Below are 25,044 nucleotides of genomic sequence, written 5' to 3'. Positions count from 1 at the left end.
CCTCGTAAGGGGTGACTGCGTACCTTTTGTATAATGGGTCAGCGACTTACATTCAGTGGCAAGGTTAACCGAATAGGGAAGCCGTAGAGAAATCGAGTCCGAATAGGGCGATCAGTCGCTGGGTGTAGACCCGAAACCAAGTGATCTATCCATGGCCAGGATGAAGGTGCCGTAACAGGTACTGGAGGTCCGAACCGACTAGTGTTGCAAAACTAGCGGATGAGCTGTGGATAGGGGTGAAAGGCTAAACAAACTTGGAAATAGCTGGTTCTCTCCGAAAACTATTTAGGTAGTGCCTCAAGTATTACCATCGGGGGTAGAGCACTGTTTTGGCTAGGGGGTCATGGCGACTTACCAAACCAAGGCAAACTCCGAATACCGATGAGTACAGCTTGGGAGACAGAGCACCGGGTGCTAACGTCCGGACTCAAGAGGGAAACAACCCAGACCGCCAGCTAAGGTCCCTAAAATTGGCTAAGTGGGAAACGAAGTGGGAAGGCTAAAACAGTCAGGATGTTGGCTTAGAAGCAGCCATCATTTAAAGAAAGCGTAATAGCTCACTGATCGAGTCGTCCTGCGCGGAAGATGTAACGGGGCTAAGCCAGTTACCGAAGCTGCGGATTTGCAATTTATTGCAAGTGGTAGGAGAGCGTTCTGTAAGCCTGTGAAGGTGCGTTGTAAAGCGTGCTGGAGGTATCAGAAGTGCGAATGCTGACATGAGTAGCGTTAAAGGGGGTGAAAAGCCCCCTCGCCGTAAGCGCAAGGTTTTCTACGCAACGTTCATCGGCGTAGAGTGAGTCGGCCCCTAAGGCGAGGCAGAGATGCGTAGCTGATGGGAAACAGGTCAATATTCCTGTACCGATATATAGTGCGATGTGGGGACGGATCTTAATAGGTCATCCAGTTATTGGATTATTCTGGTTTAGTTGGATGTAGGCGTGCATTAGGCAAATCCGGTGCACATATACCGAGGCCAACGATCGAGCGGACTTGTCCGTGAAGTGACTGAACGAGGTTCCAGGAAAAGCCACTAAGCTTCAGCTATATACGACCGTACCGCAAACCGACACTGGTGCGCGAGATGAGTATTCTAAGGCGCTTGAGAGAACTCAGGAGAAGGAACTCGGCAAATTGACACCGTAACTTCGGAAGAAGGTGTGCCCTATTAGTGTGTAGTGAACAACGAAGCATGAATGGGTTGCAAAAAATCGGTGGCTGCGACTGTTTATTAAAAACACAGCACTCTGCAAACACGAAAGTGGACGTATAGGGTGTGACGCCTGCCCGGTGCTGGAAGATTAAATGATGGGGTGCAAGCTCTTGATTGAAGTCCCAGTAAACGGCGGCCGTAACTATAACGGTCCTAAGGTAGCGAAATTCCTTGTCGGGTAAGTTCCGACCTGCACGAATGGCGTAACGATGGCCACACTGTCTCCTCCTGAGACTCAGCGAAGTTGAAATGTTTGTGATGATGCAATCTCCCCGCGGAAAGACGGAAAGACCCCATGAACCTTTACTGTAGCTTTGTATTGGACTTTGAACAGATCTGTGTAGGATAGGTGGGAGGCTTTGAAGCAGGGTCGCTAGATCTTGTGGAGCCAACGTTGAAATACCACCCTGGTGTGTTTGAGGTTCTAACCTAGGTCCATTATCTGGATCGGGGACAGTGCATGGTAGGCAGTTTGACTGGGGCGGTCTCCTCCCAAAGCGTAACGGAGGAGTTCGAAGGTACGCTAGTTACGGTCGGACATCGTGACGATAGTGCAATGGCATAAGCGTGCTTAACTGCGAGACTGACAAGTCGAGCAGATGCGAAAGCAGGACATAGTGATCCGGTGGTTCTGTATGGAAGGGCCATCGCTCAACGGATAAAAGGTACTCTGGGGATAACAGGCTGATACCGCCCAAGAGTTCATATCGACGGCGGTGTTTGGCACCTCGATGTCGGCTCATCTCATCCTGGGGCTGTAGCCGGTCCCAAGGGTATGGCTGTTCGCCATTTAAAGAGGTACGTGAGCTGGGTTTAAAACGTCGTGAGACAGTTTGGTCCCTATCTTCCGTGGGCGCTGCAGATTTGAGGAAGCCTGCTCCTAGTACGAGAGGACCGGAGTGGACACACCTCTGGTGTATCGGTTGTCACGCCAGTGGCATTGCCGAGTAGCTAAGTGTGGAAGAGATAACCGCTGAAAGCATCTAAGCGGGAAACTCGTTTCAAGATGAGATCTGCCGGGGCCTTGAGCCCCCTAAAGAGTCGTTCAAGACCAGGACGTTGATAGGTCAGGTGTGGAAGCGCAGTAATGCGTTAAGCTAACTGATACTAATTGCTCGTGCGGCTTGACCCTATAACTTTGATCGATCAGATCAAGGTGTTATGCCAAGTTGACGCATTCAAAATACATTCAAGCACATTGCGTGCTGATTCCAAACTCTATGAATTCGTTTGATTGATCATGTGATCAACCAGACAACAAGTTATGCCTGATGACCATAGCGACGTGGTACCACTCCTTCCCATCCCGAACAGGACAGTGAAACGCGTCAGCGCCGATGATAGTGCGGGTTCCCGTGTGAAAGTAGGTCATCGTCAGGCTCTTACAGCCAGGAAAAGCCCAACACAGCGTGTTGGGCTTTCCTTTTTGTGTGAGCACCCAAAAAGTGCTCACACAAAAGGGTAGGCAAGCGGAGTCTCTAGGGGCTGTGCAAGCCACTTCAGCTGATCGGCTCCCTGTGAGCAGGCCTCCTGAAGAAAAATCTTCTTCGAAGTTGACGCGGTTTGAAAAAGCAGTGCATAATCGAAGGCTCCGCTGAAGCAGCTTCAGCGTCTCGCAGCGAAGGTTGTGGGGTGCGACAAGAAGGTGTGGAAAGCGAAAAAAGTTTGACGGTGCTTAAAAAACCGTGATAGACTACAAGGCTTCGCTGATCGCAGCAAGCAAGACGAAGTAGACGAAAGTTGCTTCGGGGTTCGTTAAAAATTTACAGCCGATAAGCGTGGGCGTTTGAAGGTAATTGCGTAAGTTCTTCGGAACAAGTCGCAAGACTTAAAACGCTCATGAGAATAGAAGTGAAGTTCACTTCAATTCCGTTTTTATGAGTTGCTCGAAAGAGCGAAAAAAATCAAGATCGAACTATAGAGTTTGATCCTGGCTCAGATTGAACGCTGGCGGCATGCCTTACACATGCAAGTCGAACGGCAGCGCGGGAGCAATCCTGGCGGCGAGTGGCGAACGGGTGAGTAATACATCGGAACGTGCCCAATCGTGGGGGATAACGCAGCGAAAGCTGTGCTAATACCGCATACGATCTACGGATGAAAGCAGGGGATCGCAAGACCTTGCGCGAATGGAGCGGCCGATGGCAGATTAGGTAGTTGGTGAGGTAAAGGCTCACCAAGCCTTCGATCTGTAGCTGGTCTGAGAGGACGACCAGCCACACTGGGACTGAGACACGGCCCAGACTCCTACGGGAGGCAGCAGTGGGGAATTTTGGACAATGGGCGAAAGCCTGATCCAGCCATGCCGCGTGCAGGATGAAGGCCTTCGGGTTGTAAACTGCTTTTGTACGGAACGAAACGGCCTTTTCTAATAAAGAGGGCTAATGACGGTACCGTAAGAATAAGCACCGGCTAACTACGTGCCAGCAGCCGCGGTAATACGTAGGGTGCAAGCGTTAATCGGAATTACTGGGCGTAAAGCGTGCGCAGGCGGTAATGTAAGACAGTTGTGAAATCCCCGGGCTCAACCTGGGAACTGCATCTGTGACTGCATTGCTGGAGTACGGCAGAGGGGGATGGAATTCCGCGTGTAGCAGTGAAATGCGTAGATATGCGGAGGAACACCGATGGCGAAGGCAATCCCCTGGGCCTGTACTGACGCTCATGCACGAAAGCGTGGGGAGCAAACAGGATTAGATACCCTGGTAGTCCACGCCCTAAACGATGTCAACTGGTTGTTGGGTCTTCACTGACTCAGTAACGAAGCTAACGCGTGAAGTTGACCGCCTGGGGAGTACGGCCGCAAGGTTGAAACTCAAAGGAATTGACGGGGACCCGCACAAGCGGTGGATGATGTGGTTTAATTCGATGCAACGCGAAAAACCTTACCCACCTTTGACATGTACGGAATTCGCCAGAGATGGCTTAGTGCTCGAAAGAGAACCGTAACACAGGTGCTGCATGGCTGTCGTCAGCTCGTGTCGTGAGATGTTGGGTTAAGTCCCGCAACGAGCGCAACCCTTGTCATTAGTTGCTACATTTAGTTGGGCACTCTAATGAGACTGCCGGTGACAAACCGGAGGAAGGTGGGGATGACGTCAAGTCCTCATGGCCCTTATAGGTGGGGCTACACACGTCATACAATGGCTGGTACAAAGGGTTGCCAACCCGCGAGGGGGAGCTAATCCCATAAAACCAGTCGTAGTCCGGATCGCAGTCTGCAACTCGACTGCGTGAAGTCGGAATCGCTAGTAATCGTGGATCAGAATGTCACGGTGAATACGTTCCCGGGTCTTGTACACACCGCCCGTCACACCATGGGAGCGGGTTCTGCCAGAAGTAGTTAGCTTAACCGCAAGGAGGGCGATTACCACGGCAGGGTTCGTGACTGGGGTGAAGTCGTAACAAGGTAGCCGTATCGGAAGGTGCGGCTGGATCACCTCCTTTCTGGAAACAAGCAATTTAATTTAAACGCCCACACTTATCGGTTGTTGGAAGAAGTCGAAATCTTCATTGATTCTCGATTGGGTCTGTAGCTCAGCTGGTTAGAGCACCGTCTTGATAAGGCGGGGGTCGTTGGTTCGAGCCCAACTAGACCCACCAAATCTTCTGATTTCTCGTGTGAGAGTTTTGGGGGATTAGCTCAGCTGGGAGAGCACCTGCTTTGCAAGCAGGGGGTCGTCGGTTCGATCCCGTCATCCTCCACCAATAATGCGGTAGTAAAATTCAACACCAAAGCGGCTTCCTGCAAATGCATGAGGCTTCTTTGTTGTTGATCGAGATCTCTTGATCAATCGGCTGTTCTTTAAAAATTCATAGAGTCGAATCAGCGTTGCTGATGGAAACTGCACATTCGTAAAGGTTTAGTGCAGACCGTGCCATCAGCAACATAGAATTTTTGATTGCGTCAAAAGAAACTTCAATTTCGAGTCAAATCGAATTGAATGTACGGCATAACGCGTCAGGTGAAAGACCTGACATATTCCTTGTGATGATTTTGTAGTTTCGAAAGAAACGTCAAAGTTATAGGGTCAAGTGAATAAGAGCACGTGGTGGATGCCTTGGCGATGATAGGCGACGAAGGACGTGATAGCCTGCGATAAGCTTCGGGGAGCTGGCAAATTAGCTTTGATCCGGAGATTTCCGAATGGGGAAACCCACCGAAAGGTATCGCATGATGAATACATAGTCATGCGAGGCGAACCGGGTGAACTGAAACATCTCAGTAGCTCGAGGAAAAGACATCAACCGAGATTCCGAAAGTAGTGGCGAGCGAAATCGGAGAAGCCTGTTAGTGATAGCACAAGACATAACGGAACAGCTTGGAAAGGCTGGCCATAGCGGGTGATAGCCCCGTACGTGAAATGACCTGTGTGGTACTGAGCTAACGACAAGTAGGGCGGGACACGAGAAATCCTGTCTGAATATGGGGGGACCATCCTCCAAGGCTAAATACTCATCATCGACCGATAGTGAACTAGTACCGTGAGGGAAAGGCGAAAAGAACCCCGGGAGGGGAGTGAAATAGATCCTGAAACCGCGTGCTTACAAAAAGTAGGAGCCTCGTAAGGGGTGACTGCGTACCTTTTGTATAATGGGTCAGCGACTTACATTCAGTGGCAAGGTTAACCGAATAGGGAAGCCGTAGAGAAATCGAGTCCGAATAGGGCGATCAGTCGCTGGGTGTAGACCCGAAACCAAGTGATCTATCCATGGCCAGGATGAAGGTGCCGTAACAGGTACTGGAGGTCCGAACCGACTAGTGTTGCAAAACTAGCGGATGAGCTGTGGATAGGGGTGAAAGGCTAAACAAACTTGGAAATAGCTGGTTCTCTCCGAAAACTATTTAGGTAGTGCCTCAAGTATTACCATCGGGGGTAGAGCACTGTTTTGGCTAGGGGGTCATGGCGACTTACCAAACCAAGGCAAACTCCGAATACCGATGAGTACAGCTTGGGAGACAGAGCACCGGGTGCTAACGTCCGGACTCAAGAGGGAAACAACCCAGACCGCCAGCTAAGGTCCCTAAAATTGGCTAAGTGGGAAACGAAGTGGGAAGGCTAAAACAGTCAGGATGTTGGCTTAGAAGCAGCCATCATTTAAAGAAAGCGTAATAGCTCACTGATCGAGTCGTCCTGCGCGGAAGATGTAACGGGGCTAAGCCAGTTACCGAAGCTGCGGATTTGCAATTTATTGCAAGTGGTAGGAGAGCGTTCTGTAAGCCTGTGAAGGTGCGTTGTAAAGCGTGCTGGAGGTATCAGAAGTGCGAATGCTGACATGAGTAGCGTTAAAGGGGGTGAAAAGCCCCCTCGCCGTAAGCGCAAGGTTTTCTACGCAACGTTCATCGGCGTAGAGTGAGTCGGCCCCTAAGGCGAGGCAGAGATGCGTAGCTGATGGGAAACAGGTCAATATTCCTGTACCGATATATAGTGCGATGTGGGGACGGATCTTAATAGGTCATCCAGTTATTGGATATTCTGGTTTAGTTGGATGTAGGCGTGCATTAGGCAAATCCGGTGCACATATACCGAGGCCAACGATCGAGCGGACTTGTCCGTGAAGTGACTGAACGAGGTTCCAGGAAAAGCCACTAAGCTTCAGCTATATACGACCGTACCGCAAACCGACACTGGTGCGCGAGATGAGTATTCTAAGGCGCTTGAGAGAACTCAGGAGAAGGAACTCGGCAAATTGACACCGTAACTTCGGAAGAAGGTGTGCCCTATTAGTGTGTAGTGAACAACGAAGCATGAATGGGTTGCAAAAAATCGGTGGCTGCGACTGTTTATTAAAAACACAGCACTCTGCAAACACGAAAGTGGACGTATAGGGTGTGACGCCTGCCCGGTGCTGGAAGATTAAATGATGGGGTGCAAGCTCTTGATTGAAGTCCCAGTAAACGGCGGCCGTAACTATAACGGTCCTAAGGTAGCGAAATTCCTTGTCGGGTAAGTTCCGACCTGCACGAATGGCGTAACGATGGCCACACTGTCTCCTCCTGAGACTCAGCGAAGTTGAAATGTTTGTGATGATGCAATCTCCCCGCGGAAAGACGGAAAGACCCCATGAACCTTTACTGTAGCTTTGTATTGGACTTTGAACAGATCTGTGTAGGATAGGTGGGAGGCTTTGAAGCAGGGTCGCTAGATCTTGTGGAGCCAACGTTGAAATACCACCCTGGTGTGTTTGAGGTTCTAACCTAGGTCCATTATCTGGATCGGGGACAGTGCATGGTAGGCAGTTTGACTGGGGCGGTCTCCTCCCAAAGCGTAACGGAGGAGTTCGAAGGTACGCTAGTTACGGTCGGACATCGTGACGATAGTGCAATGGCATAAGCGTGCTTAACTGCGAGACTGACAAGTCGAGCAGATGCGAAAGCAGGACATAGTGATCCGGTGGTTCTGTATGGAAGGGCCATCGCTCAACGGATAAAAGGTACTCTGGGGATAACAGGCTGATACCGCCCAAGAGTTCATATCGACGGCGGTGTTTGGCACCTCGATGTCGGCTCATCTCATCCTGGGGCTGTAGCCGGTCCCAAGGGTATGGCTGTTCGCCATTTAAAGAGGTACGTGAGCTGGGTTTAAAACGTCGTGAGACAGTTTGGTCCCTATCTTCCGTGGGCGCTGCAGATTTGAGGAAGCCTGCTCCTAGTACGAGAGGACCGGAGTGGACACACCTCTGGTGTATCGGTTGTCACGCCAGTGGCATTGCCGAGTAGCTAAGTGTGGAAGAGATAACCGCTGAAAGCATCTAAGCGGGAAACTCGTTTCAAGATGAGATCTGCCGGGGCCTTGAGCCCCCTAAAGAGTCGTTCAAGACCAGGACGTTGATAGGTCAGGTGTGGAAGCGCAGTAATGCGTTAAGCTAACTGATACTAATTGCTCGTGCGGCTTGACCCTATAACTTTGATCGATCAGATCAAGGTGTTATGCCAAGTTGACGCATTCAAAATACATTCAAGCAGCGCAGTCATTGCGTGCTGATTCCAAACTCTATGAATTCGTTTGATTGATCATGTGATCAACCAGACAACAAGTTATGCCTGATGACCATAGCGACGTGGTACCACTCCTTCCCATCCCGAACAGGACAGTGAAACGCGTCAGCGCCGATGATAGTGCGGGTTCCCGTGTGAAAGTAGGTCATCGTCAGGCTCTTACAGCCAGGAAAAGCCCAACACAGCGTGTTGGGCTTTTTTCTTTGGATTTTATAAAAGCGCGTCATCTCACGGAGACGCGCTTTTTATTGCCAAGTGGCGAGCCTCAAATATTTCGGATGAGCGCTGAATCCGTCTCGGCCGCACCGGCGGCGACCAATTCAGCCAAGATATCTTCGGCCAATTGATCCAGCTCCGTGTCGGCGAAGAAGCGCTCGCGGATAACACCGAAATATGACGCGCTCCGAAGCCAGTCGGCCCATTCGTTCAGCGCAATGGACTGCACCTCGAGCAGCTTGAACTTCATCAGCACCTTGATGGCATGCCGTGCATGCTTCACCGGATCCCGCTGGAGCCCGTCGAGCCGCCGGCGCCCGGTAGCCAGAGAATTACCAACGTCCGCGAAGACGCGCCCGTGTCCAGGAATCACCCGAAGCGGCGCCAGCGCTTCGATGCGATCCAACGTGGCCGCAATATCCCCGAACGACGGCTCGCCTGCCAGCTCGGGAAAAGCAACACCAAAACCGTTTTCCCAAAGGGCGTCGGCTGAGATCAGTGTTCGCGAGACGGGGTCGAACAGAAGGATCGAATGCGGATCGTGGCCTGGTGCGCTGTGCACCTGCCAAGCCCTGTCGCCAAGCATGCATTCCGTCCCAGGCCGCAGCAGCCCGTCGAACCGAAACCGTGGACATATCTGTCCTGTCGCACGAAAGCTCAAGCCGCCTTCGTCCCACTGCGCCACAAGATCCGCCTCTCCAGGCGGAATCTCCGTTTGCACCTTCGGATAGTGCCGCTGCAGCGCCGCGTTGCCGCCGCAGTGATCGCTATGCAAATGGGTATTCAATATTCGATCGAGCGGCCGCGTCCCCAGCGCCGATTCGACAAGCGCCAAGGTTTGATCGGCATGCGTGGCATACCCGGTATCGATCAGCGCGGTCTCGTCGGCCCCGACAAACAGAACGTTGTTCGATGAAAGCCAGCCGCGCTCGAAGACGACGAGGTTCGCCGGCAGCCCGGCCGCGGCGAGCTCGCTCACTCAGACGCTCGCGCTGGTTCGCAGCTCACGGCGCAGTATCTTCCCGACATTGGTCTTCGGCAAGGTTTCCCGGAACTCGATGTGCTTCGGCCGCTTGTAGCCGGTGAGCTGGCTGTTGCAGTATTGGAGCACCGCCTCTTCGGTCAGCGTGGGATCCCTGCGCACAACGAACACCTTGATCGCTTCGCCCTGCTTTTCGTCCGGCACGCCCACGGCCGCGCATTCGACAACGCCCGGGCACAGCGAGATCACGTTCTCGAGTTCGTTCGGGAAGACATTGAAGCCGCTGACCAGAATCATGTCCTTCTTGCGGTCGACGATGCGGCTGTAGCCGTCTTCCTGCATGACGGCGATGTCGCCGGTGCGCATGAAACCGTCGGCCGTAAAGGCCGCCGCGGTCTCGGCCGGCTGGTTGTAGTAGCCGGTCATCACGTTCGGGCCCTTGATGCAAAGCTCGCCTGCCGTGCCGACGGGCAGGGAGTTGCCTTCATCGTCCTTGATGGCGATCTCGATACTCGGCAGCGGCAAGCCGATCGTGCCGGTGAACTTCGTGTTCGAGACTGGATTGTTCGTACCGATCGCGCAGGTCTCGCTCATGCCCCAGCCCTCGATCATCGGGCAGCCGGTCGCTTCGAACCACCGCTGTGCCGTGCCCTCAGAGGCGGCCATGCCGCCTGCCTGCGACACGAACAGCGTCGAGAAGTCGATCGACTTGAACTGCGGATGCATGAGCAGCGCATTGAACAACGTGTTCACCGCCGGCAGCATGTGGAAGGGGCGCTTCTTGAGCACCGCAATGAACTTGTCGAAGTCGCGTGGATTGGGAATCAGCGTCATGTGCGAGCCCTGCCGGATGACCAGCAGGCACAGCGTCAGCGCGAAGATGTGATACAGCGGCAGCGCTGCGATGCTGTTGACCTTCGACAGGTCGCCCGCCCGCGACAGCGCCGGCGTGAACCACGCCTCCGCTTGCAGGGTGGCCGCAACGATGTTGCGGTGGGTCAGCACCGCGCCTTTGGACAAGCCCGTCGTGCCGCCGGTGTACTGCAGGAATGCGATCGAATCGAGCGTGCTCTGATCTGGCCCGAGAGGCCGGCCGCGCCCTTCGGCAATCGCCTTGGAAAACTCAGTGACCGTGCGGCCACCGCTCAGCGGCAGCTTGTAGGGCGGAACCATCTTGGCCAGGTGGCGAACCGCGATGGTGATCCATGCGCCATAGAGGCCGCCCAGCAAATCGCCCATCGAAGTGACGACTACGTGCTTGACGGGAGTGCGCTCGATCACCTGCTCCAGAGTGGAGGCGAAGTTCTCGAGAATGACGATGGCCGTGGCCCCGGAGTCCTTGAGCTGATGCTCGAGCTCGCGCGCCGTATAGAGCGGATTGACATTCACGCAGGTGTAGCCTGCCCGGAGCACGCCGCACATCGTGACGGCAAACTGGGGCACATTGGGCAGCATGATGGCCACTCGCGCGCCCGGCTCGAGGCCGAGCGACTGAAGCCAGGCGCCCAGCGCCTTCGAGAGCGTGTCGAGCTCTCCGTACGACATCCAGCGCTCCATGCAAACGGAGAACGGCCGATCGGCGTAGCGGCCGAAAGCCTCATCGAACATGTGGGTCAGAGACCGGTACTGCTCGGGGTTGATCTCGTGCGGCACGTCGGCCGGATAGTTCTGTCGCGCGGATGTCTGCATGCAAGCTCCTTTGCGCGGATTGTGGGAGCCAGATGCGTCCGCCCACTAGCGGGCTTGTCCTAGGGCAACGGCAAGCACTGTCGCGCGCGCGATAGCTGCGCGGCTTGGCCGGCCTCGGCGGGCGTGGTGGCGCCGCCCCGAAAGGAGCGCTCTCAGGCCTTGCCGGATTCACCCGGCAGCAGACCCCGGCCGGAATGTCGGGTTCGACTTCCAGCGCCCGGTAGAGCGGCGTGAAATCGGGGGCCGTGAGTTCGAACAGCTGCGCGAAGCTCTCGATCACGAAATAGTTGGCCTGGTACGTGTCGATCTTGTAGCGCGTGCGCATGGTGCGCAGCAAATCCAGCGGCAGCCGGTGCGGCTCGTCACTGCGCACCGCATGCTGCAGCTCGCCCACCGAACTCAGGATGCCGGCACCGTATGCGCGCAGCCCGTCCGGCTGGCGGATGAGGCCGAACTCCACCGTGTACCAGTACAGCCTGGCCAGCTTCTCCCCGGCACCCAGTTCATGCGCCTTGATGCCGCCTTCGCCGTAGCGCTGCACGTAGTCCGCAAAGGTCGGGTCGAACAGCATCGGCACATGCCCGAACAGATCGTGGAACACGTCGGGCTCGACGATGTAGTTGAACTCCTCGGGCTTGCGGATCCAGTCGGTCACCGGAAACTTGCGGTTCGCAAGCAGAGTGAAAAACGGCAACTCGGGAATCAACCCCGGCACCGCCACGATCTCCCATCCGGTGGCGCGATGCAGCCGCTCGTTGATTTCCTCGAAGCGCGGGATGCGGTCCTTCACGCCCAGCGAAGGCAGGGCCTTGATGAACGCATCGCAAGCCAGCCCCGGCAACTGCGCCGCCTGCCGCTCGTACAGCCGCTTGTAGGTGTCGTGGTCGGCCGGCGTGTAGCTGGCCCAGTCCTGCGGGCAGGTGTAGTCGGCATGCACCGCACCGCCGCGCGAGTAGTCGCCGCGCGGCGGGCGATCCGAAGCGCCATAAACAGCAGGTTTGACGGCAGCAGTGGCGGCGGCGGGGGTGTCCATGGGAAATTGCTCTCGGTTATTTGAGCCAGCGGTTCATCACACGCTGAAAGTCGCCGCCGGCTTGCTGCAGGTGCAGCCATTGGTCGACGTAGGCCTTGAAGGCCACGTCATCGCGCGGCAGCATCCAGGCCATTTCGCCGTATTGCAGCGGCTTTTCGGGGTTGATGGCACAGAGCCCGGGCTTGAGCTTTTGCTGCGTAATCGCTTCCGCGGACTCGGTCACGAACACGTCGGCCCGGTTGGCAAGGATCTCGTCGAAGATCGTCACGTTCTCGCCGTGCAGCGTGAGCTTGGCCTGCTTGAAGTTGGCGCGTGCGAAGCGCCCGTTGCTGCCGCCTGGATTGAAGATGACCCGGGTGGAGGGCTTGTCGATGTCGGCCACGCTCTGATACTTGGCAACGTCGGCACAGCGCGCGATGGGCGCCTTGCCGTTCACCATGTAGGGTGCGCTGAAGAAGGCGCGCTTCTGCCGGTCGGTGGTCACCGAAACGCCGCCAACCGCAATGTCGCACTTCCCGGCCGTGAGGTCGGGCAGCAGGTTGGCCCACGTGGTCTTCACCCACTCGGGCTTGGCGCCCAGGCTGGCGCTGAAGCCCGCCATCAGGTCGACGTCGATGCCTTCGAACGAGCCGTCGGCCTTGTGAAAGCTGAACGGCCTGTAGTCGCCCGGCGTGCAGATGCGCAGCACGGCGGCCTTCTGCACCGTGTCCAGGTGCGACGCGGCCACGGGGCGGCCGGCGCTATCGCGCAACCGGAAAGAACGGCGGCGGCCGCGGTGAGGGTCAGGCCGATCGAAAACGTGCTGCGCATGGAGGCTCCTGGGCGATGAAAGAGGCGCTTATTTTGGGGCCGCCAACACGCCGCGGCGCATCTGGTCAAGCTCGATGCTTTCGAACAGCGCCTTGAAGTTGCCGTTGCCGAAGCCGTCGTCGCCCTTGCGCTGGATGAACTCGAAGAAGATCGGGCCGAGCTGGTTCTCGCTGAAGATCTGCAGCAGCAGCGCGTCCTTCTTGCCGTCGATCAGGATCTTGCGCTTCTGCAGTTCGGGCACGCTTTCGCCGTGCCCGGGAATGCGCTTGTCGACCAGCTCGTAATACGTGTCGATGGTGTCGAGCAGGGTCACGCCCTTGGCGCGCAGCGCGTCGACGGTCTCGTACAGGTTGTCCGAGCCCATTGCAATGTGCTGGATGCCTTCGCCGCGATACATGTCCAGGTACTCCTGGATCTGGCCCGCCTGCTCCTTGCCTTCTTCATTGATCGGAATGCGGATCTTGCCGCACGGGCTGGTCATGGCCTTGCTCTTCACGCCCGTCACCTGGCCTTCGATGTCGAAGTACTTGATCTCGCGGAAGTTGAAGAGCTTCTCGTAGAAGCCGGCCCACACATTCATCCGGCCCCGGTACACGTTGTGCGTGAGGTGGTCGATGTAGGTCAGGCCGTTGCCCTTCGGCGCCAGAACATCCTGCGATGCCACGCCCGGCAGCGGCTCGAAGTCGACGTCGTAGAAGCCGATGTTGCCGATGTCGCCCGGCTTGGCGCCGTTCTTGCCGGGCCAGCGGTCCACCAAGTAGATCAGGCTGTCGCCGATGCCCTTGATGGCGGGGATGTTCAGTTCGCCGGGGCCGGCCTTGTCGGCAAAGCCCCAGGCGCCGAGCGAAATCGCACGCTCATAAGCCTGCTTGGCGTCCTGCACGCGAAAAGCGATGGCGCAGACGCTCGGGCCGTGCTCGCGTGCGAAGCGCTGCGCGAACGAGTCGGGCTCGGCGTTCACGATGAAGTTGATCGTGCCCTGGCGGTACAGCAGCACGTTCTTGTGGCGGTGCCTGGCCACCGCCGTGAAGCCCATGCGCTCGAACACCTGGCCCATGGCCACCGGATCCGGCGCCGCGTATTCGATGAATTCGAAGCCGTCGGTTCCCATCGGGTTCTCCCAGGGCGTGAAGGCGGGGGCGTCGGTATGGCTCATAGGGGTCTCCAGAGGTGGGGTTCGAATGGATAAAGAAGCAGGGAAATTGCGAAAAAGCGCACCGAAGCGGCCTTTGCAGCAATGTAGGGCGGATGCCGCTCACGTTTTCAGCGTTGTTGGGCGCCCTAAGTAGCAAAGACGCAGAAAAACTGCAAAAATAGCAATATGGAAGCACTCGACAAGATTGATCGGCTCATATTGCGCACGCTGCAAGCAGACGGACGTGCTACCTACGACCAGATTGCCGAGCAAGTCAGCCTTTCTCCGAGTGCCGTGCTCAGGCGCGTCAAGCGGCTGGAGGAAAGCGGCGTCATCGACCGCTACGTGGCTCTCGTTCGCCCCGAAGTCATTGGCCTGGGCCTCACCGCGTATCTCAACGTGCGTCTCGAAAAGCATACCGAGAGCCACAAGCGCAACCCCATGGACCTGTTCCGCGCCAGCGTCCAGACCTGGCCCGAGGTGGTCGAATGCGCGGCGCTCACTGGCGAAATGGACTACCTCTTGCGCGTGGTGGTCGCCGACATGGGCCACTACAGCCGGTTCATCATGGATACCCTGCTCAAGCATCCGAGTGTTGAAGACTGCAAGACCAGCTTTGTGCTGGATCGTGTCAAGGCCACAACGGCTGTACCGGTTTAGCAACGAATTCGTTGCTCCAATCACACGCGCTTTGGTACTGGTTCACAAATGACAACCGGAAGTACCCATTCGGACTTGTTGATTAAGGGGAAACCCTTATATTTGAGCCATGCTCACCGCCAAGACCCTTATCCAAGCGTCTCTCGGCCTCGGCTCTTTCCTGAAGGCGCCGATGGTTGAGGCGCAACCGCGCGCGACCTCCGCGCCCCAGCCCGTCATGGTGCCGATCCGCTCGATCGGCCCGCGCGAACGCGACCGCATCGCGCGCCACCTGCTGGCGCTGACCCCCCATGACCGCTACCTGCGCTTCGGCTACGCCGCGTCGGACGAGCAGGTGCAGCGCTACGTCGACGGCCTCGACTTCGACCGCGACGAGCTTTTCGGCATCTACAACCGCCGCCTCGACCTGATCGCCATGGCCCACCTGGCGTTCGCGCCGGACGACCAGCACAGCGACTGCGCCGAGTTCGGCGTCTCGGTGGCGGCACATGCACGTGGCCGCGGTTACGGCGCCCGCCTGTTCGAGCGCGCCGTGGTCGTGGCGCGCAACGAAGGCGTGGGCATGCTCTTCATCCATGCGCTGAGCGAAAACGCCGCCATGCTGAAGATCGCCCGCAACGCCGGCGCCACCGTGGTGCGCAGCGGTTCCGAATCCGAGGCGCACCTGCAGCTGCCGAGCGCCACCTTCGACAGCCGCATGAGCGAAATTGCGCTCGAGCACTACGCGGCGGTCGACTACCACCTCAAGACCCGCGCCAAGCAGTTCTGGGCTTTTCTCGCCAGCCTGCAAGAAGTGCGCAGCGGCATTCGCGACGCCCGCAGCAAGTCGGCCCAATAAGCAGGGAACAGGGCGCTGCCGCGGCGACGCGGCTCGCCTCGGGCGGCCCGACGGCGCGCCGCTCTTGTTTCTTCCTGTAGCGGAATTGCCAGGGTAGTGCCTGTCACACGCAATCCGGTATCCTTGTATCTCTTCAACTACGCCTCCCGCAGTGGCCGAACCTCACCCTGAACGCGCACCCGTCGAACGGGAAGACAAGCGCGGCTTTCTCCAGAAACTGGCCGAATTCATCCACCCCGGTCCCGACTCGCGCGACGAGCTGATCGAAACCTTGGCAGACGCCGAGGACAACGAGGTGATCGGCGCTGAGTCGCGCGTGATGCTCGAAGGCGTGCTGCGCATGGCCGACATGACGGCCGGCGACGTGATGGTGGCCGCCCCGCGCATGGACCTGGTGAACATCGACGCGCCGTACGACGCGCTGCTGCACCTGGTCATCGACACCGCGCACTCGCGCTTCCCGGTGTACGAGGGCGAAAAAGAAAACATCATCGGCATCCTGCTCGCGAAAGACCTGCTCAAGCTGCAGCGCGCGCCGGGCCTCAACATCCGCGCGCTCCTGCGGCCTGCCACCTTCGTTCCCGAGAGCAAGGGCCTGAACGACCTGCTGCGCGAGTTCCGCGGCAACCGCAACCACCTGGCCATCGTGATCGACGAGTTCGGCCGCGTGGCCGGGCTGATCACCATCGAGGACGTGCTCGAGCAGATCGTCGGCGAGATCGAAGACGAGTTCGACATTGCCGAAGACGAGGGCGACATCTTCGGCCTGGCCGACCACACCTACCGCGTCTCGGGCGACACGCCCATCGAGCGCGTGGCCGAAGCATTCGGCATCGTCTTCGACGAAGAACAGCTGAGCGAAGACTTCGACACCATCGGCGGACTCATCGCACATGAAATGGGCCACGTGCCCAAGCGCGGCGAGCACCACGCCATCGGCGGCTTCGACTTCGTGGTGCTGCACACCAAGGGCGGCGCCGTGCGCTGGTTCAAGGTGTCTCCGGCCCGCGGCAGCGACGCGGCCGACTGATGCCATTGCCCGCAGCGGCCACGCTCCGCACCTCGCGCCTCTTTTCCGCCGTGGGCCTGCTGCGCCTTCTCGGCTTTGCTTTCGCGGGTCTCGCGCAGGCCGCCGCCATTGCCTGGCCCGCGAACGGCCAGCCGCTGTGGTGGCTGCAGCTGATCTCGCTGGCGGGGCTCGTCGGCCTACTGGACCGGCTGCGCGCCGAAGGCGCCGGCTGGCGCCGCGCCGGACTGCACGGCTGGCTTTTCTCGACGGCCTGGCTCACCGGCAGCTTCTGGTGGCTCTTCATCTCGATGCACACCTACGGCGGGCTTCCGGCACCGCTTGCGGCCATTGCAGTGCTCGCGCTTGCGGCGGCGCTCGGGCTCTATTACGCAGTGGCCTGCGCCTGGTTCGTCGTTCGCAGGTCTCGGGGGCCTGTGACCGGCGCGCTGGTCTTTGCCGCGCTGTGGACACTCGCCGAACTCGTGCGCGGCAGCTGGTTCACCGGCTTTCCATGGGGCGCAGGCGGCTACGCGCACGTCGAAGGGCCGTTGGCAGCCTGGGCACCGTGGATTGGCGTCTACGGCATCGGCGCAGTCGCCGCCATCGTGGCCGCGCTCGTCGCTCTCACGCGGCCTGCGCGCACCGCGGCACTGGCGCAGTCGCTGGTAGTGATCGCCGCCGTATTCGCGGCGCCGCACCTGATCCATCCGCTGCCTGACGAGGCTCGAGGCGACAAGGGTTCCAGCGGCAAGCTGCAGATGGCGCTGCTCCAGGGCAACATCCCGCAAGACGAAAAATTCATCCCCGGAGGCGGCATTGACCTGGCGCTGCGCTGGTACGGCGAGCAGCTGCGCGACGCCAAGGCTTCGCTCGTGGTCACGCCCGAAACCGCCTTGCCGTTGCTGCCGCAGCAACTGCCCGCCGGTTACCTCGAAGCCATCCAGGCGCGCTACAGCCAGGGCATGCAAGCCGCCATCGTCGGGCTTCCGATGGGCGGCCAAGGCACCTACAGCAATGCAGTGCTCGGCTTCCAGCCCGGCGTCGCGCAGCCCTACAGCTACAGCAAGCACCACCTCGTTCCCTTCGGCGAATTCATTCCGCCGGGCTTTCGCTGGTTCATCCGGATGATGAACATTCCGCTCGGCGATTTCGCCCGCGGCGGCCTGGCGCAGGCGCCTTTTGCTTGGCAGGGCCAGCGTATTGCGCCGAACATCTGCTACGAAGACTTGTTCGGCGACGAGATCGGCGCCAACTTCAAGGACGAGGCTACAGCGCCGACCATCCTGCTCAACGTGAGCAACATCGCATGGTTCGGCGACTCGGTCGCCATCGACCAGCACCTGGCCATCTCGCGCATGCGCTCGCTCGAGTTCGCGCGGCCGATGGTGCGGGCCACCAATACCGGCGCCACTGTGGTGATCGACGCCGAAGGCCGCGTCACGCACCAGCTGCCGCGCCTTATGCGCGGCGTGCTCGAGGCGCCGGTCGAAGGCCGCAAGGGGCTCACGCCCTATGCGCGCTGGGTGGCGCCGTTCGGGCTCTGGCCGCTGTGGATTTCGGCGCTGGCTGTGGTCGCCGTGGCCTTCGCGCTGCGCCGCCGCAACGGCTGACGCAGGGCGATCGTCGTCAGGCTGTTGCCGGCACCGCCTTCACAGGCCAATCGCGCAGCTTGCCCGGGTTCAGCAGCCCCAGCGGATCGAAGCGCTTCTTCACCTCGATGACTTCGGGCGGCAGCGGTCCACCGGCCTTGCCGTCTTCCACGATGTTCACGTGCGGGTTGTTGATGTGCACGTTGTGGGCGCGGTGAATGTCGATGATTTCCGAGAGCCTTTCTTCGGTGCTGAAGCGCACCAGCTGAAGCCCGCTGCAGGTCATGAGCCCCGCCACGTTGCGGATGAACTCGATGTGCATCATCACCTCGCCGCCGAGCAGTTTTTCCATCTCGATGATCTGCTCGACGTGCCGACCGGGCACGAAGCCGCTCTGCAGATAGGTCAGCGTGGGGTCGATCTTCAGCGCATGCAGCGTGGTGTGGTTCCAGGTGAACTCCATCAGCGTGCGGTTGCTCTTCTGCACCTCGGCTGCCGTCTTGCGGTAGCTCACGGTGCCGCCGTGCGCCTCGGCCAGCATCAGCATCGCCGGTTCGCAATACTCGGCCACGAGCGACAACACCGTGTGGCAGCCCTTGGGCAGATGCGCTGCGAGCTGCGCCAGATGATCGGAAATGGGCGCGGCAAAAAAAGCGATCTCCCGTTTCACGATGCCGGGCGCATTCGCGAGCTTGTCGGCGAAGTGCAGTGCGTCTTCAAACTGGTCGAAGGTCACCAGCGTTTCGAGCCAGGGATGCGACAGCGCGAGCGCCACTTCGATTTCGAGCACCAGCCCGTTGGTGCCCCACAGGTGGTGCATGCGCATCGCCTCGGCGCCGCGCAGTTCGACCATCTGAGGCTCGGCTTCGATGGTCATCGCGCGAATGCCGAGCACGTTGCCAGGCGCACCGAGCGGTCCGTAGTTGATGGAGCCCACGCCGCCGAAGCCGCCGCCGAACAGACCGCCCAGCGTGGCGCTGCGGTAGGTGGAGGGCATGCAGCGCATCTCCTGGCCGGAAGGTTTGGTCTGCTTCTCGAGCTCGCCCAGGCGAATGCCGGCCTGCGCGCGCGCCACGCCGGGCTTCACCCAAAGAAAAGCGTTGTAGCCCGTCATGTCGAGCACCACGCCGCCCGCGAGCGGCGTGGTCTGGCCGTAGTTGCCGGTGCCGCTGCCGCGGAGGGTGATCGGCACGCCGCGGCGTGCGCAGGCGCCGACCACTGCACGTATTTCGTCTTCGGTGCGCGGACGCACGACCACGTCGGCGCGCTTGTCTTTCAGCTGGCGGGTCAGTACCGGGCTGAACCATGAGAAGTCTTGCGACAGCCGCGCCACGCGGCTTTCGTCGGTGATCCAGTCGAGCTCGGGCAGTTCGAGCAGGAGTTGCTCTATGGCGGAAATGGATGCGTTCATGGTCAAGGTTTCAATCCTGGGAAAGTTCACTCGCGTGCCACGAGCCCAGCGCCAGCTTGGTGAGCCAGGCCATCAGCACGAACAGCGCAACGCCGGTCAGCGAAATGAGCAGCAGGGCCGCGAACATGCGCGGAATGTTCAACTGAAAGCCGGCCTGGAGAATCTGGTACGCCAGCCCCGCGCCCGAGCCGCCCGTGCCGGCCACGAACTCGGCCACCACGGCACCGATCAGCGCCAGCCCGCTCGAGATGCGCAGCCCGCCGAAAAAGTAGGGCAGCGCGCTCGGAATGCGCAGCCGCACCAGCTGCTGCCAACGTGTGGCTCGGTTGAGCTTGAAGTAGCTCTGCAGGTCGGGGTCGATGCTGCGCAACCCGAGCGTCGTGTTGCTGATGATCGGGAACAGCGCCACCAGCGCGGCGCACACCGTCATCGCCGCCACCGGGTTCTTCACCCAGATGATGATGAGCGGCGCCACCGCCACGATGGGCGTCACCTGCAGCAGCACTGCATACGGAAAGAGCGCGGTCTCGATGCGCTTGCTCTGCACGAAGAGAAACGAGATCAGCACGCCCGCCACCGTGGCCAGCGCGAACGACAGCAACGTGATCTTGAGCGTGACCAGCAGTGCATTGCCGAGCGGCGCCCAGTCGGTAACGAGCGTCTGCACCATCAGGATGGGCGAGGGCACCAGGTACGGCGGCAGCTCCATCGCCACCACCATCCATTGCCACAGCGCGACCAGCACCACGCCGATGAGCACGGGGTAGAGCACGCGCTGCACACGCGGTTGGCTCAGAAGGGGTGGGCTCTTCTTCATTGCGCATGCTCCTCGTCGCCCTGGCTCGCGCGCAGCAGGCTGTCCTGCAGGCGCTTGGCATGGCGCGCGAATTCCGGCGTCACCATGAAGTCGGGCGTGCGCGGATAGGGCTCGTCGATGTGGAACTGCTCCACCACCCGGCCCGGCCGCGCAGCCATCATCACGACGCGGGTCGAGAGAAACACCGCCTCGTGAATCGAATGCGTCACGAAGATCACCGTGAGCTTCTTCTTGCGCCACAGGTCGAGCAGGTCGGCATCGAGCTTGTGGCGCGTGATCTCGTCGAGCGCGCCGAAGGGCTCGTCCATCAGCAGCAGGTCAGGCTGCGTCACGAGGCCGCGTGCAATCGAAACGCGCATCTGCATGCCGCCCGAGAGCGCACGCGGCAATGCATCGGCAAACTTCTCGAGCCCCACCAGCGCAAGCGACTCCATCACGCGCGCGTCGGCCTCCTTGCGCGGAACGCCGGCCAGGTCGAGCGGCAGCCGCACGTTGGTGCGCACGCTGGCCCAAGGCATCAGCGTGGCCGACTGGAACACGAAAGACAGCTTGTGCGGGCAGCTGTGGATCTCAGCCACCGGCTTGCGCCAGACGAGCAGGCGCCCGTCGCTGGGCTCGAGCATGCCCGCGATCATTTTCAGCAGCGTGCTCTTGCCGCAGCCCGAAGGCCCCAGCAGCGTGACGAATTCGCCTTCGGCAATCGACAGATCCACCGGCAGCAACGCCTGCGTGCCGTTGGGATAAGTCTTCTCGGCCGAGAGAACTTCCACCGCGGGCACGGCAGGCACCGCGGGCGGCGCAAGGGTGTGGGGTTCGATGCGGTTCATGGCGCAAGACTCAAGGCAGTACCTTCGCGTCCTTCACGAACTCGGTGGTGTAGGTCTTCGCGAGTTCCACCTTGGCCGGGTCGATCAGCTTGGCGCTCACGAGAAAGTCGTAGCTCGCCTTGGAACGCGCGTCGGTGATCACGCCGATGCCGAGCTTGGCCGCGTCGCCGCCGGTGATCATGCCCATCTCCTTGAGCTTGGCGACGCTGTAGGCCAGCTGGTCGTCGGTCATGTTGGGGTTGTCCTTCTTGATCAGCGCGTTGGCGGGCGCCGGGTCGGCGAGGTAGCTCTTCCAGCCCTCGGCCGAGGCTTTCACGAAGGCCGCCACCTGCTTGCTGCGGTCCTTCACGGTCTTTTCCATGCACGACACCGTGGTGGCGTACGCCGGAAAGCCGTGGTCGCTGAACATCAGCACCGTGCTCTTCACGCCGGCCTTCTGGATCGCGTAGGGCTCCGAGGTCAGGTAGCCCTGCTGCGCGGTGTTCTTGTCGGCCACAAACGGCTGGATGTTGAACGTGTAGGGGCGCGTCTGTTCGTCGGTCAGGCCGAACTTCGCCTTCAGCCAGGGCCAATAGCCGCGGTTGGCTTGCGCGCCGATCAGAAGCGTCTTGCCCTTCAGGTCCTCGAACTTCTTGACGTCGTCGTGCGCAATCAGCACCTGCGGGTCTTTCTGGAAGAAGGCCGCCACGTTGACGACCGGCACGCCGCCTTCGCGCACCTGCATCATCTGGATGTCGCTCGAGCCCATGATGCAGTCGGCCTGGCCCGCGGCCATCATCTGCGTGATGTTGACCTGGGGGCCGCCCATCTTGATGGTCACGTCGAGACCGTGTTTCTTGTAGATGCCCTGTGCCACCGCCTGGTAGAAGCCGCCGTGCTCGGCTTGTGCGTACCAGTTGGTCATGTAGGTGAACTTGTCCTGCGCCGGCGCGGCGGCGGAGAACAGTGCGAGCGCGGCGGCGCCGGCCATGGAAAGAGCGAAGGAACGCATGGTGGGAACCTCTCGAGGCTGGTGGAAGAACAGTTGAAGAAGAAGGAAAAACCGGTGGGCCCGATGCAAGTAGCGCGCCTCAGGCGGGCTCGAACGATTGCTGGATGAAGCCCTGCTGGTGGCCGCGCTCCCACGTCGGCTCTTCGCGCACAAGCCAGCGCAGCGCATGCAGCTCGGTCAGCGCCTGCACCCAGCTGTCCGAGAGCGTGTCCAGGATCTCTTCGCCCTGCTCACGCGTCGCACTGGTCGGGTCGCCGATCACGCCGCTCGGGCCGAAGTCGCGCGCGGTCCATGCGCAGGCCGGCCGGCCGTCGGCCGACAGCAGCTTGATCGGGAACGGCGGCGGAAAGTTGGCAGCCGCGCGCTCCATGTGCACCGTGTCGGGCGCCAGTGCGAGCATCAGCGCGGTCTCGGAATGGCCGGCATGCATAGAGAGGCGCTTTTCCTGCTCGCTGATCTGCTTGCTCGATGCGTTCGGCAGGCGCGACACGCCGTGCGGCACCACCACGAAGTCGCCGTGCCGCAGGCGCAGTTCACGCGCAGCCATCTCCAGCACCTGCGGCTGGCCGCCATGGCCGTTGGCGAACAACAGCTTGCGAAAGCCCGCGCGGTAGACCGATTCGCCAATCTCGATGACGGTGGACAAGAGTGTGGTGCCGGTCAGCGTCATGGTGCCCGGAAAGTGCAGGTGCTCTTCCGACTTGCCATAGGTGATGGTCGGGAGCGCGAAGGCGCGCACTTCGGGCGGCAGCTTCTCGAGCGCCTTGCCCATCACGCCCGAGGCGATCACGCTGTCGACCGAGCAGGGCAGGTGCGGGCCATGCTGCTCGATGGCGCCGCAGGGCAGCACGATGACCGTGTTCTCGCGGTCGGGCAGTGCGGCGATTTCTGTCCAGCTCAGGTAGGGCAAAAAGCGATGGGGCGGTATGTAGCCGTGGAGCATGGGAGGTCCTTGTTCGTTAGCGGGGATAGAAGGGCGTCGCGTCGCCTTGCGTAACCTGGCCCTCGCGCAGCACCACGCGGGTCGCGCTGCGCGAGGGCCAGCCGTGGCGGTCGGCCTGGGTGAACAGCACCAGGTCGGCCTTGGCGCCGACGAGCGTCTGTGCCGACGTGGCAGGCCCGCGCTGGAGCCAGTCGCCGCGGCAGAGCGCCTGCGACCAGTTGTCGAAAGGTTCGTCGAGCTGCGCCACCAGCGCGGCGGTGCCCAGTGCCTCGACCGGGTCGAAGCTGCCGAGCCGGCAGAACGGGTCTTGCACGTTGTCGCTTGCAAACAGCAGCGGAATGCCGCGCTCGCGCGCCTCCTTCACCAGCGTGATGCCGCGCATGCGCGGCGTGCGGCCCGTGACGGCGTCCTGCAGCAGCAGGTTGGTGGCGGGCAGCGACACCACGGTGATGGGCGCACGCGCCACCGCGTCGAGCGTGGCAAAGGCCTGGGCCTCCGGCTGCGCGGCCAGCGCACAGATATGGCCGCAGACCACGCGGCCCTCAAAGCCGATCTCGTGCAGGATGCGGGCGATGGTCTGCAAGCCGATCGCTGCCGGATTCAGTTCTTCGTCGACATGAAGGTCGACGTCCAGGTCGCAGGCCTGCGCCGAAACCAGCAGGTTGCGCAGCGCGTTCTCGCTCCAGTTGGTGGAGTGCAAGAAGCCGCCGAGCACCGCCTGCGGCCCGGTGGCCTTTACCTGCTGCGCGAGCCGCATCGCCTGTGCCGCATCTTCGAACAGCGGCAGCTTGATCAGGCTGACCTGCTGCAGCCGCACCTTGCCTGCCCATTCCTGCGCCAGTTCGGCCATCACCGGCCAGGCCAGCGGCACCGCATCGGGCTCCCACCAGTCGACATGCGTGCGCACATGCGTGGTGCCGCATTGCCAGGCCCACTGCAGGCCGCGAGAGGCGCGTTCGCGCACGTCATTGGCGCTCCAGTGCACGCGGTCGTTCAGCATCGCGTCGATGGCGCCGAGCAGGCCGGGCTGCACCTCTTTCATGCGTGGCAGCGTGAACGCCTTGTCGAGGTGCGTGTGCGCATCGACGAAGCCGGGGAGCACCAGCGTCCCGGCAAGGTCCCAACCCTGCGGGGAAGGCGGGATGCCATCGGAGGCGGGCCGCACCGACTGCACGCGCCCGGCTTCGAGTTCAATGCGGGCCAGCACCGGCACGCCATCGCGCAGCGGCCAGCCGGCCGGCAGCAGCCAGCGAGGCAGGCGCGCGTTGTCGAGAAAAGCGGGCGCCATCATGCGAAGCGCGCCATTGCGGTGCCCACCCGCGCCATGAAGCGCTTGAGCTGGGGCTCGGTCGCCACGTTCATGTGATAGTGGGCGTGGTAGTCCACCTTGGCGCGCCGGCCCGTGAGCCGCAGCATGTAGCGCGTGACGATCTTGCGCGGCGGATCGCCCATGTACCAGGCCATCCAGCGCGGGCGGCCATAGGTGACCACGGCACTGATGCGCTTGATGTGCGTGAGCATCGGCTTCACGTTGGCCGGGTCGCTGATGTCGAAGGCCACGCCGGGCATGAAGAGCCGGTCGAAGTAGCCCTTCAGCATCGCCGGCAGGCCGAAGCACCAGGTCGGAAAGCAGAAAACGATGCCCTCGGCCCACTGCAGGCGCTCCACATAGGGCTTGAGTGGCAGCTGGTTGCCCGGCACATCGTGGTAGCCGAGCCGCTCCTCGCGAGAAAGCACCGGGTTGAAGCCTTCCGCGTACAGGTCGCAGTCGTCTACCTCGTGCCCGGCCGCGCGCAGGTTCTTCAGCACCTCCTGGTGCAGGGCCGCATGGAAGCTGGTTTCGACCGGGTGGCAGTAGACGACGAGCACGCGCATGGTGTTTGA

14 protein-coding genes, 2 tRNA genes, 5 rRNA genes and 2 pseudogenes (1 of these 23 running past the window's edge) are annotated in these 25,044 nt (G+C 60.2%); 11 read left to right on the top strand and 12 right to left on the bottom strand.

Annotated elements, in window-relative coordinates; translation table 11 throughout:
- From M0765_RS05915 to rrf (M0765_RS05885), 7 genes are all read left to right on the top strand, one after another.
- Positions 1-2,342, top strand: a 23S ribosomal RNA gene (locus M0765_RS05915); it begins 532 nt to the left of the window's first position.
- A 135-nt stretch (positions 2,343-2,477) separates the two neighbouring features.
- Positions 2,478-2,590: ribosomal RNA gene (gene rrf, locus M0765_RS05910) — 5S ribosomal RNA — on the top strand.
- A 532-nt stretch (positions 2,591-3,122) separates the two neighbouring features.
- A 16S ribosomal RNA gene (locus M0765_RS05905) occupies positions 3,123-4,657 on the top strand.
- 79 nt (positions 4,658-4,736) lie between these two features.
- Positions 4,737-4,813, top strand: a tRNA-Ile gene (locus M0765_RS05900).
- Between the two features lie 29 nt (positions 4,814-4,842).
- A tRNA-Ala gene (locus M0765_RS05895) sits at positions 4,843-4,918 on the top strand.
- Positions 4,919-5,239: 321 nt separating this feature from the next.
- Positions 5,240-8,112: ribosomal RNA gene (locus M0765_RS05890) — 23S ribosomal RNA — on the top strand.
- Between the two features lie 142 nt (positions 8,113-8,254).
- A 5S ribosomal RNA gene (gene rrf, locus M0765_RS05885) occupies positions 8,255-8,367 on the top strand.
- Together the 16S, 23S and 5S rRNA genes with 2 tRNA genes alongside form the textbook arrangement of a ribosomal RNA operon.
- Before the next feature lie 108 nt (positions 8,368-8,475).
- Here the strand turns inward: rrf (M0765_RS05885) and M0765_RS05880 are convergent.
- The 5 genes and pseudogenes from M0765_RS05880 to hppD all read right to left on the bottom strand — a co-directional run bounded on the left by M0765_RS05880 (position 8,476) and on the right by hppD (position 14,096).
- Positions 8,476-9,405 (bottom strand): MBL fold metallo-hydrolase, encoded by a 930-nt coding sequence (locus M0765_RS05880; RefSeq protein ID WP_258502541.1) that lies wholly within the window; start codon positions 9,403-9,405, stop codon positions 8,476-8,478.
- Entirely contained in the window at positions 9,406-11,097 is a 1,692-nt protein-coding gene (locus tag M0765_RS05875) for an AMP-binding protein (protein ID WP_258502540.1), read from the bottom strand.
- Positions 11,098-11,249: 152 nt separating this feature from the next.
- Positions 11,250-12,130, bottom strand: a pseudogene (phhA, locus tag M0765_RS05870) (phenylalanine 4-monooxygenase).
- 16 nt (positions 12,131-12,146) lie between these two features.
- Positions 12,147-12,940, bottom strand: a pseudogene (locus M0765_RS05865) (transporter substrate-binding domain-containing protein).
- Between the two features lie 28 nt (positions 12,941-12,968).
- Positions 12,969-14,096, bottom strand: coding sequence for a 4-hydroxyphenylpyruvate dioxygenase (hppD, locus tag M0765_RS05860; protein ID WP_258502538.1), 1,128 nt, complete (start codon positions 14,094-14,096; stop codon positions 12,969-12,971).
- Positions 14,097-14,261: 165 nt separating this feature from the next.
- Between hppD and M0765_RS05855 the strand changes: the two genes are divergently transcribed.
- The 4 genes from M0765_RS05855 to lnt all read left to right on the top strand — a co-directional run bounded on the left by M0765_RS05855 (position 14,262) and on the right by lnt (position 18,192).
- Positions 14,262-14,735, top strand: coding sequence for an Lrp/AsnC family transcriptional regulator (locus M0765_RS05855; RefSeq protein ID WP_157616096.1), 474 nt, complete (start codon positions 14,262-14,264; stop codon positions 14,733-14,735).
- A gap of 109 nt (positions 14,736-14,844) precedes the next feature.
- Positions 14,845-15,573 carry a GNAT family N-acetyltransferase gene (locus M0765_RS05850; protein WP_157616095.1) on the top strand — a complete coding sequence of 243 codons (729 nt, stop codon included), beginning with the start codon at positions 14,845-14,847 and terminating at the stop codon, positions 15,571-15,573.
- Positions 15,574-15,724: 151 nt separating this feature from the next.
- Positions 15,725-16,603 (top strand): HlyC/CorC family transporter, encoded by an 879-nt coding sequence (locus M0765_RS05845; protein ID WP_126748280.1) that lies wholly within the window; start codon positions 15,725-15,727, stop codon positions 16,601-16,603.
- Positions 16,603-18,192 (top strand): apolipoprotein N-acyltransferase, encoded by a 1,590-nt coding sequence (gene lnt / locus M0765_RS05840; RefSeq protein ID WP_258502534.1) that lies wholly within the window; start codon positions 16,603-16,605, stop codon positions 18,190-18,192. The genes M0765_RS05845 and lnt overlap by 1 nt, the downstream gene beginning before the upstream one ends.
- Positions 18,193-18,208: 16 nt before the next feature.
- On the opposite strand, the gene M0765_RS05835 is transcribed toward lnt, so the two are convergent.
- From M0765_RS05835 to M0765_RS05805, 7 genes are all read right to left on the bottom strand, one after another.
- Entirely contained in the window at positions 18,209-19,582 is a 1,374-nt protein-coding gene (locus tag M0765_RS05835; RefSeq protein WP_258502533.1) for an FAD-binding oxidoreductase, read from the bottom strand.
- Between the two features lie 10 nt (positions 19,583-19,592).
- On the bottom strand, positions 19,593-20,399 hold the full coding sequence (locus M0765_RS05830) for an ABC transporter permease (protein ID WP_258502532.1): 807 nt from the start codon (positions 20,397-20,399) through the stop codon (positions 19,593-19,595).
- Complete coding sequence (locus M0765_RS05825) at positions 20,396-21,226, bottom strand: ABC transporter ATP-binding protein (protein WP_258502531.1); 831 nt, start codon at positions 21,224-21,226, stop codon at positions 20,396-20,398. Before M0765_RS05825 ends, M0765_RS05830 begins: the two co-directional genes overlap by 4 nt.
- Before the next feature lie 10 nt (positions 21,227-21,236).
- The gene (locus M0765_RS05820; protein WP_258502530.1) at positions 21,237-22,217 is read right to left on the bottom strand and encodes an ABC transporter substrate-binding protein; all 981 of its coding nucleotides are present in this window, start codon (positions 22,215-22,217) and stop codon (positions 21,237-21,239) included.
- A gap of 79 nt (positions 22,218-22,296) precedes the next feature.
- Complete coding sequence (locus M0765_RS05815) at positions 22,297-23,160, bottom strand: creatininase family protein (protein WP_258502529.1); 864 nt, start codon at positions 23,158-23,160, stop codon at positions 22,297-22,299.
- Positions 23,161-23,176: 16 nt separating this feature from the next.
- Positions 23,177-24,451, bottom strand: a complete 1,275-nt coding sequence (locus tag M0765_RS05810) for an amidohydrolase family protein (RefSeq protein ID WP_258502528.1) — start codon at positions 24,449-24,451, stop codon at positions 23,177-23,179.
- Positions 24,448-25,035, bottom strand: a complete 588-nt coding sequence (locus M0765_RS05805) for an NAD(P)H-dependent oxidoreductase (protein ID WP_258502527.1) — start codon at positions 25,033-25,035, stop codon at positions 24,448-24,450. The genes M0765_RS05810 and M0765_RS05805 overlap by 4 nt, the downstream gene beginning before the upstream one ends.
- Between the last annotated feature and the right edge of the window lie 9 nt (positions 25,036-25,044).

It is taken from the genome of Variovorax sp. S12S4, assembly GCF_023195515.1.
Classification (GTDB): Bacteria; Pseudomonadota; Gammaproteobacteria; order Burkholderiales; family Burkholderiaceae_C; genus Variovorax.
This window is presented reverse-complemented; position numbering and strand designations above follow the sequence as displayed.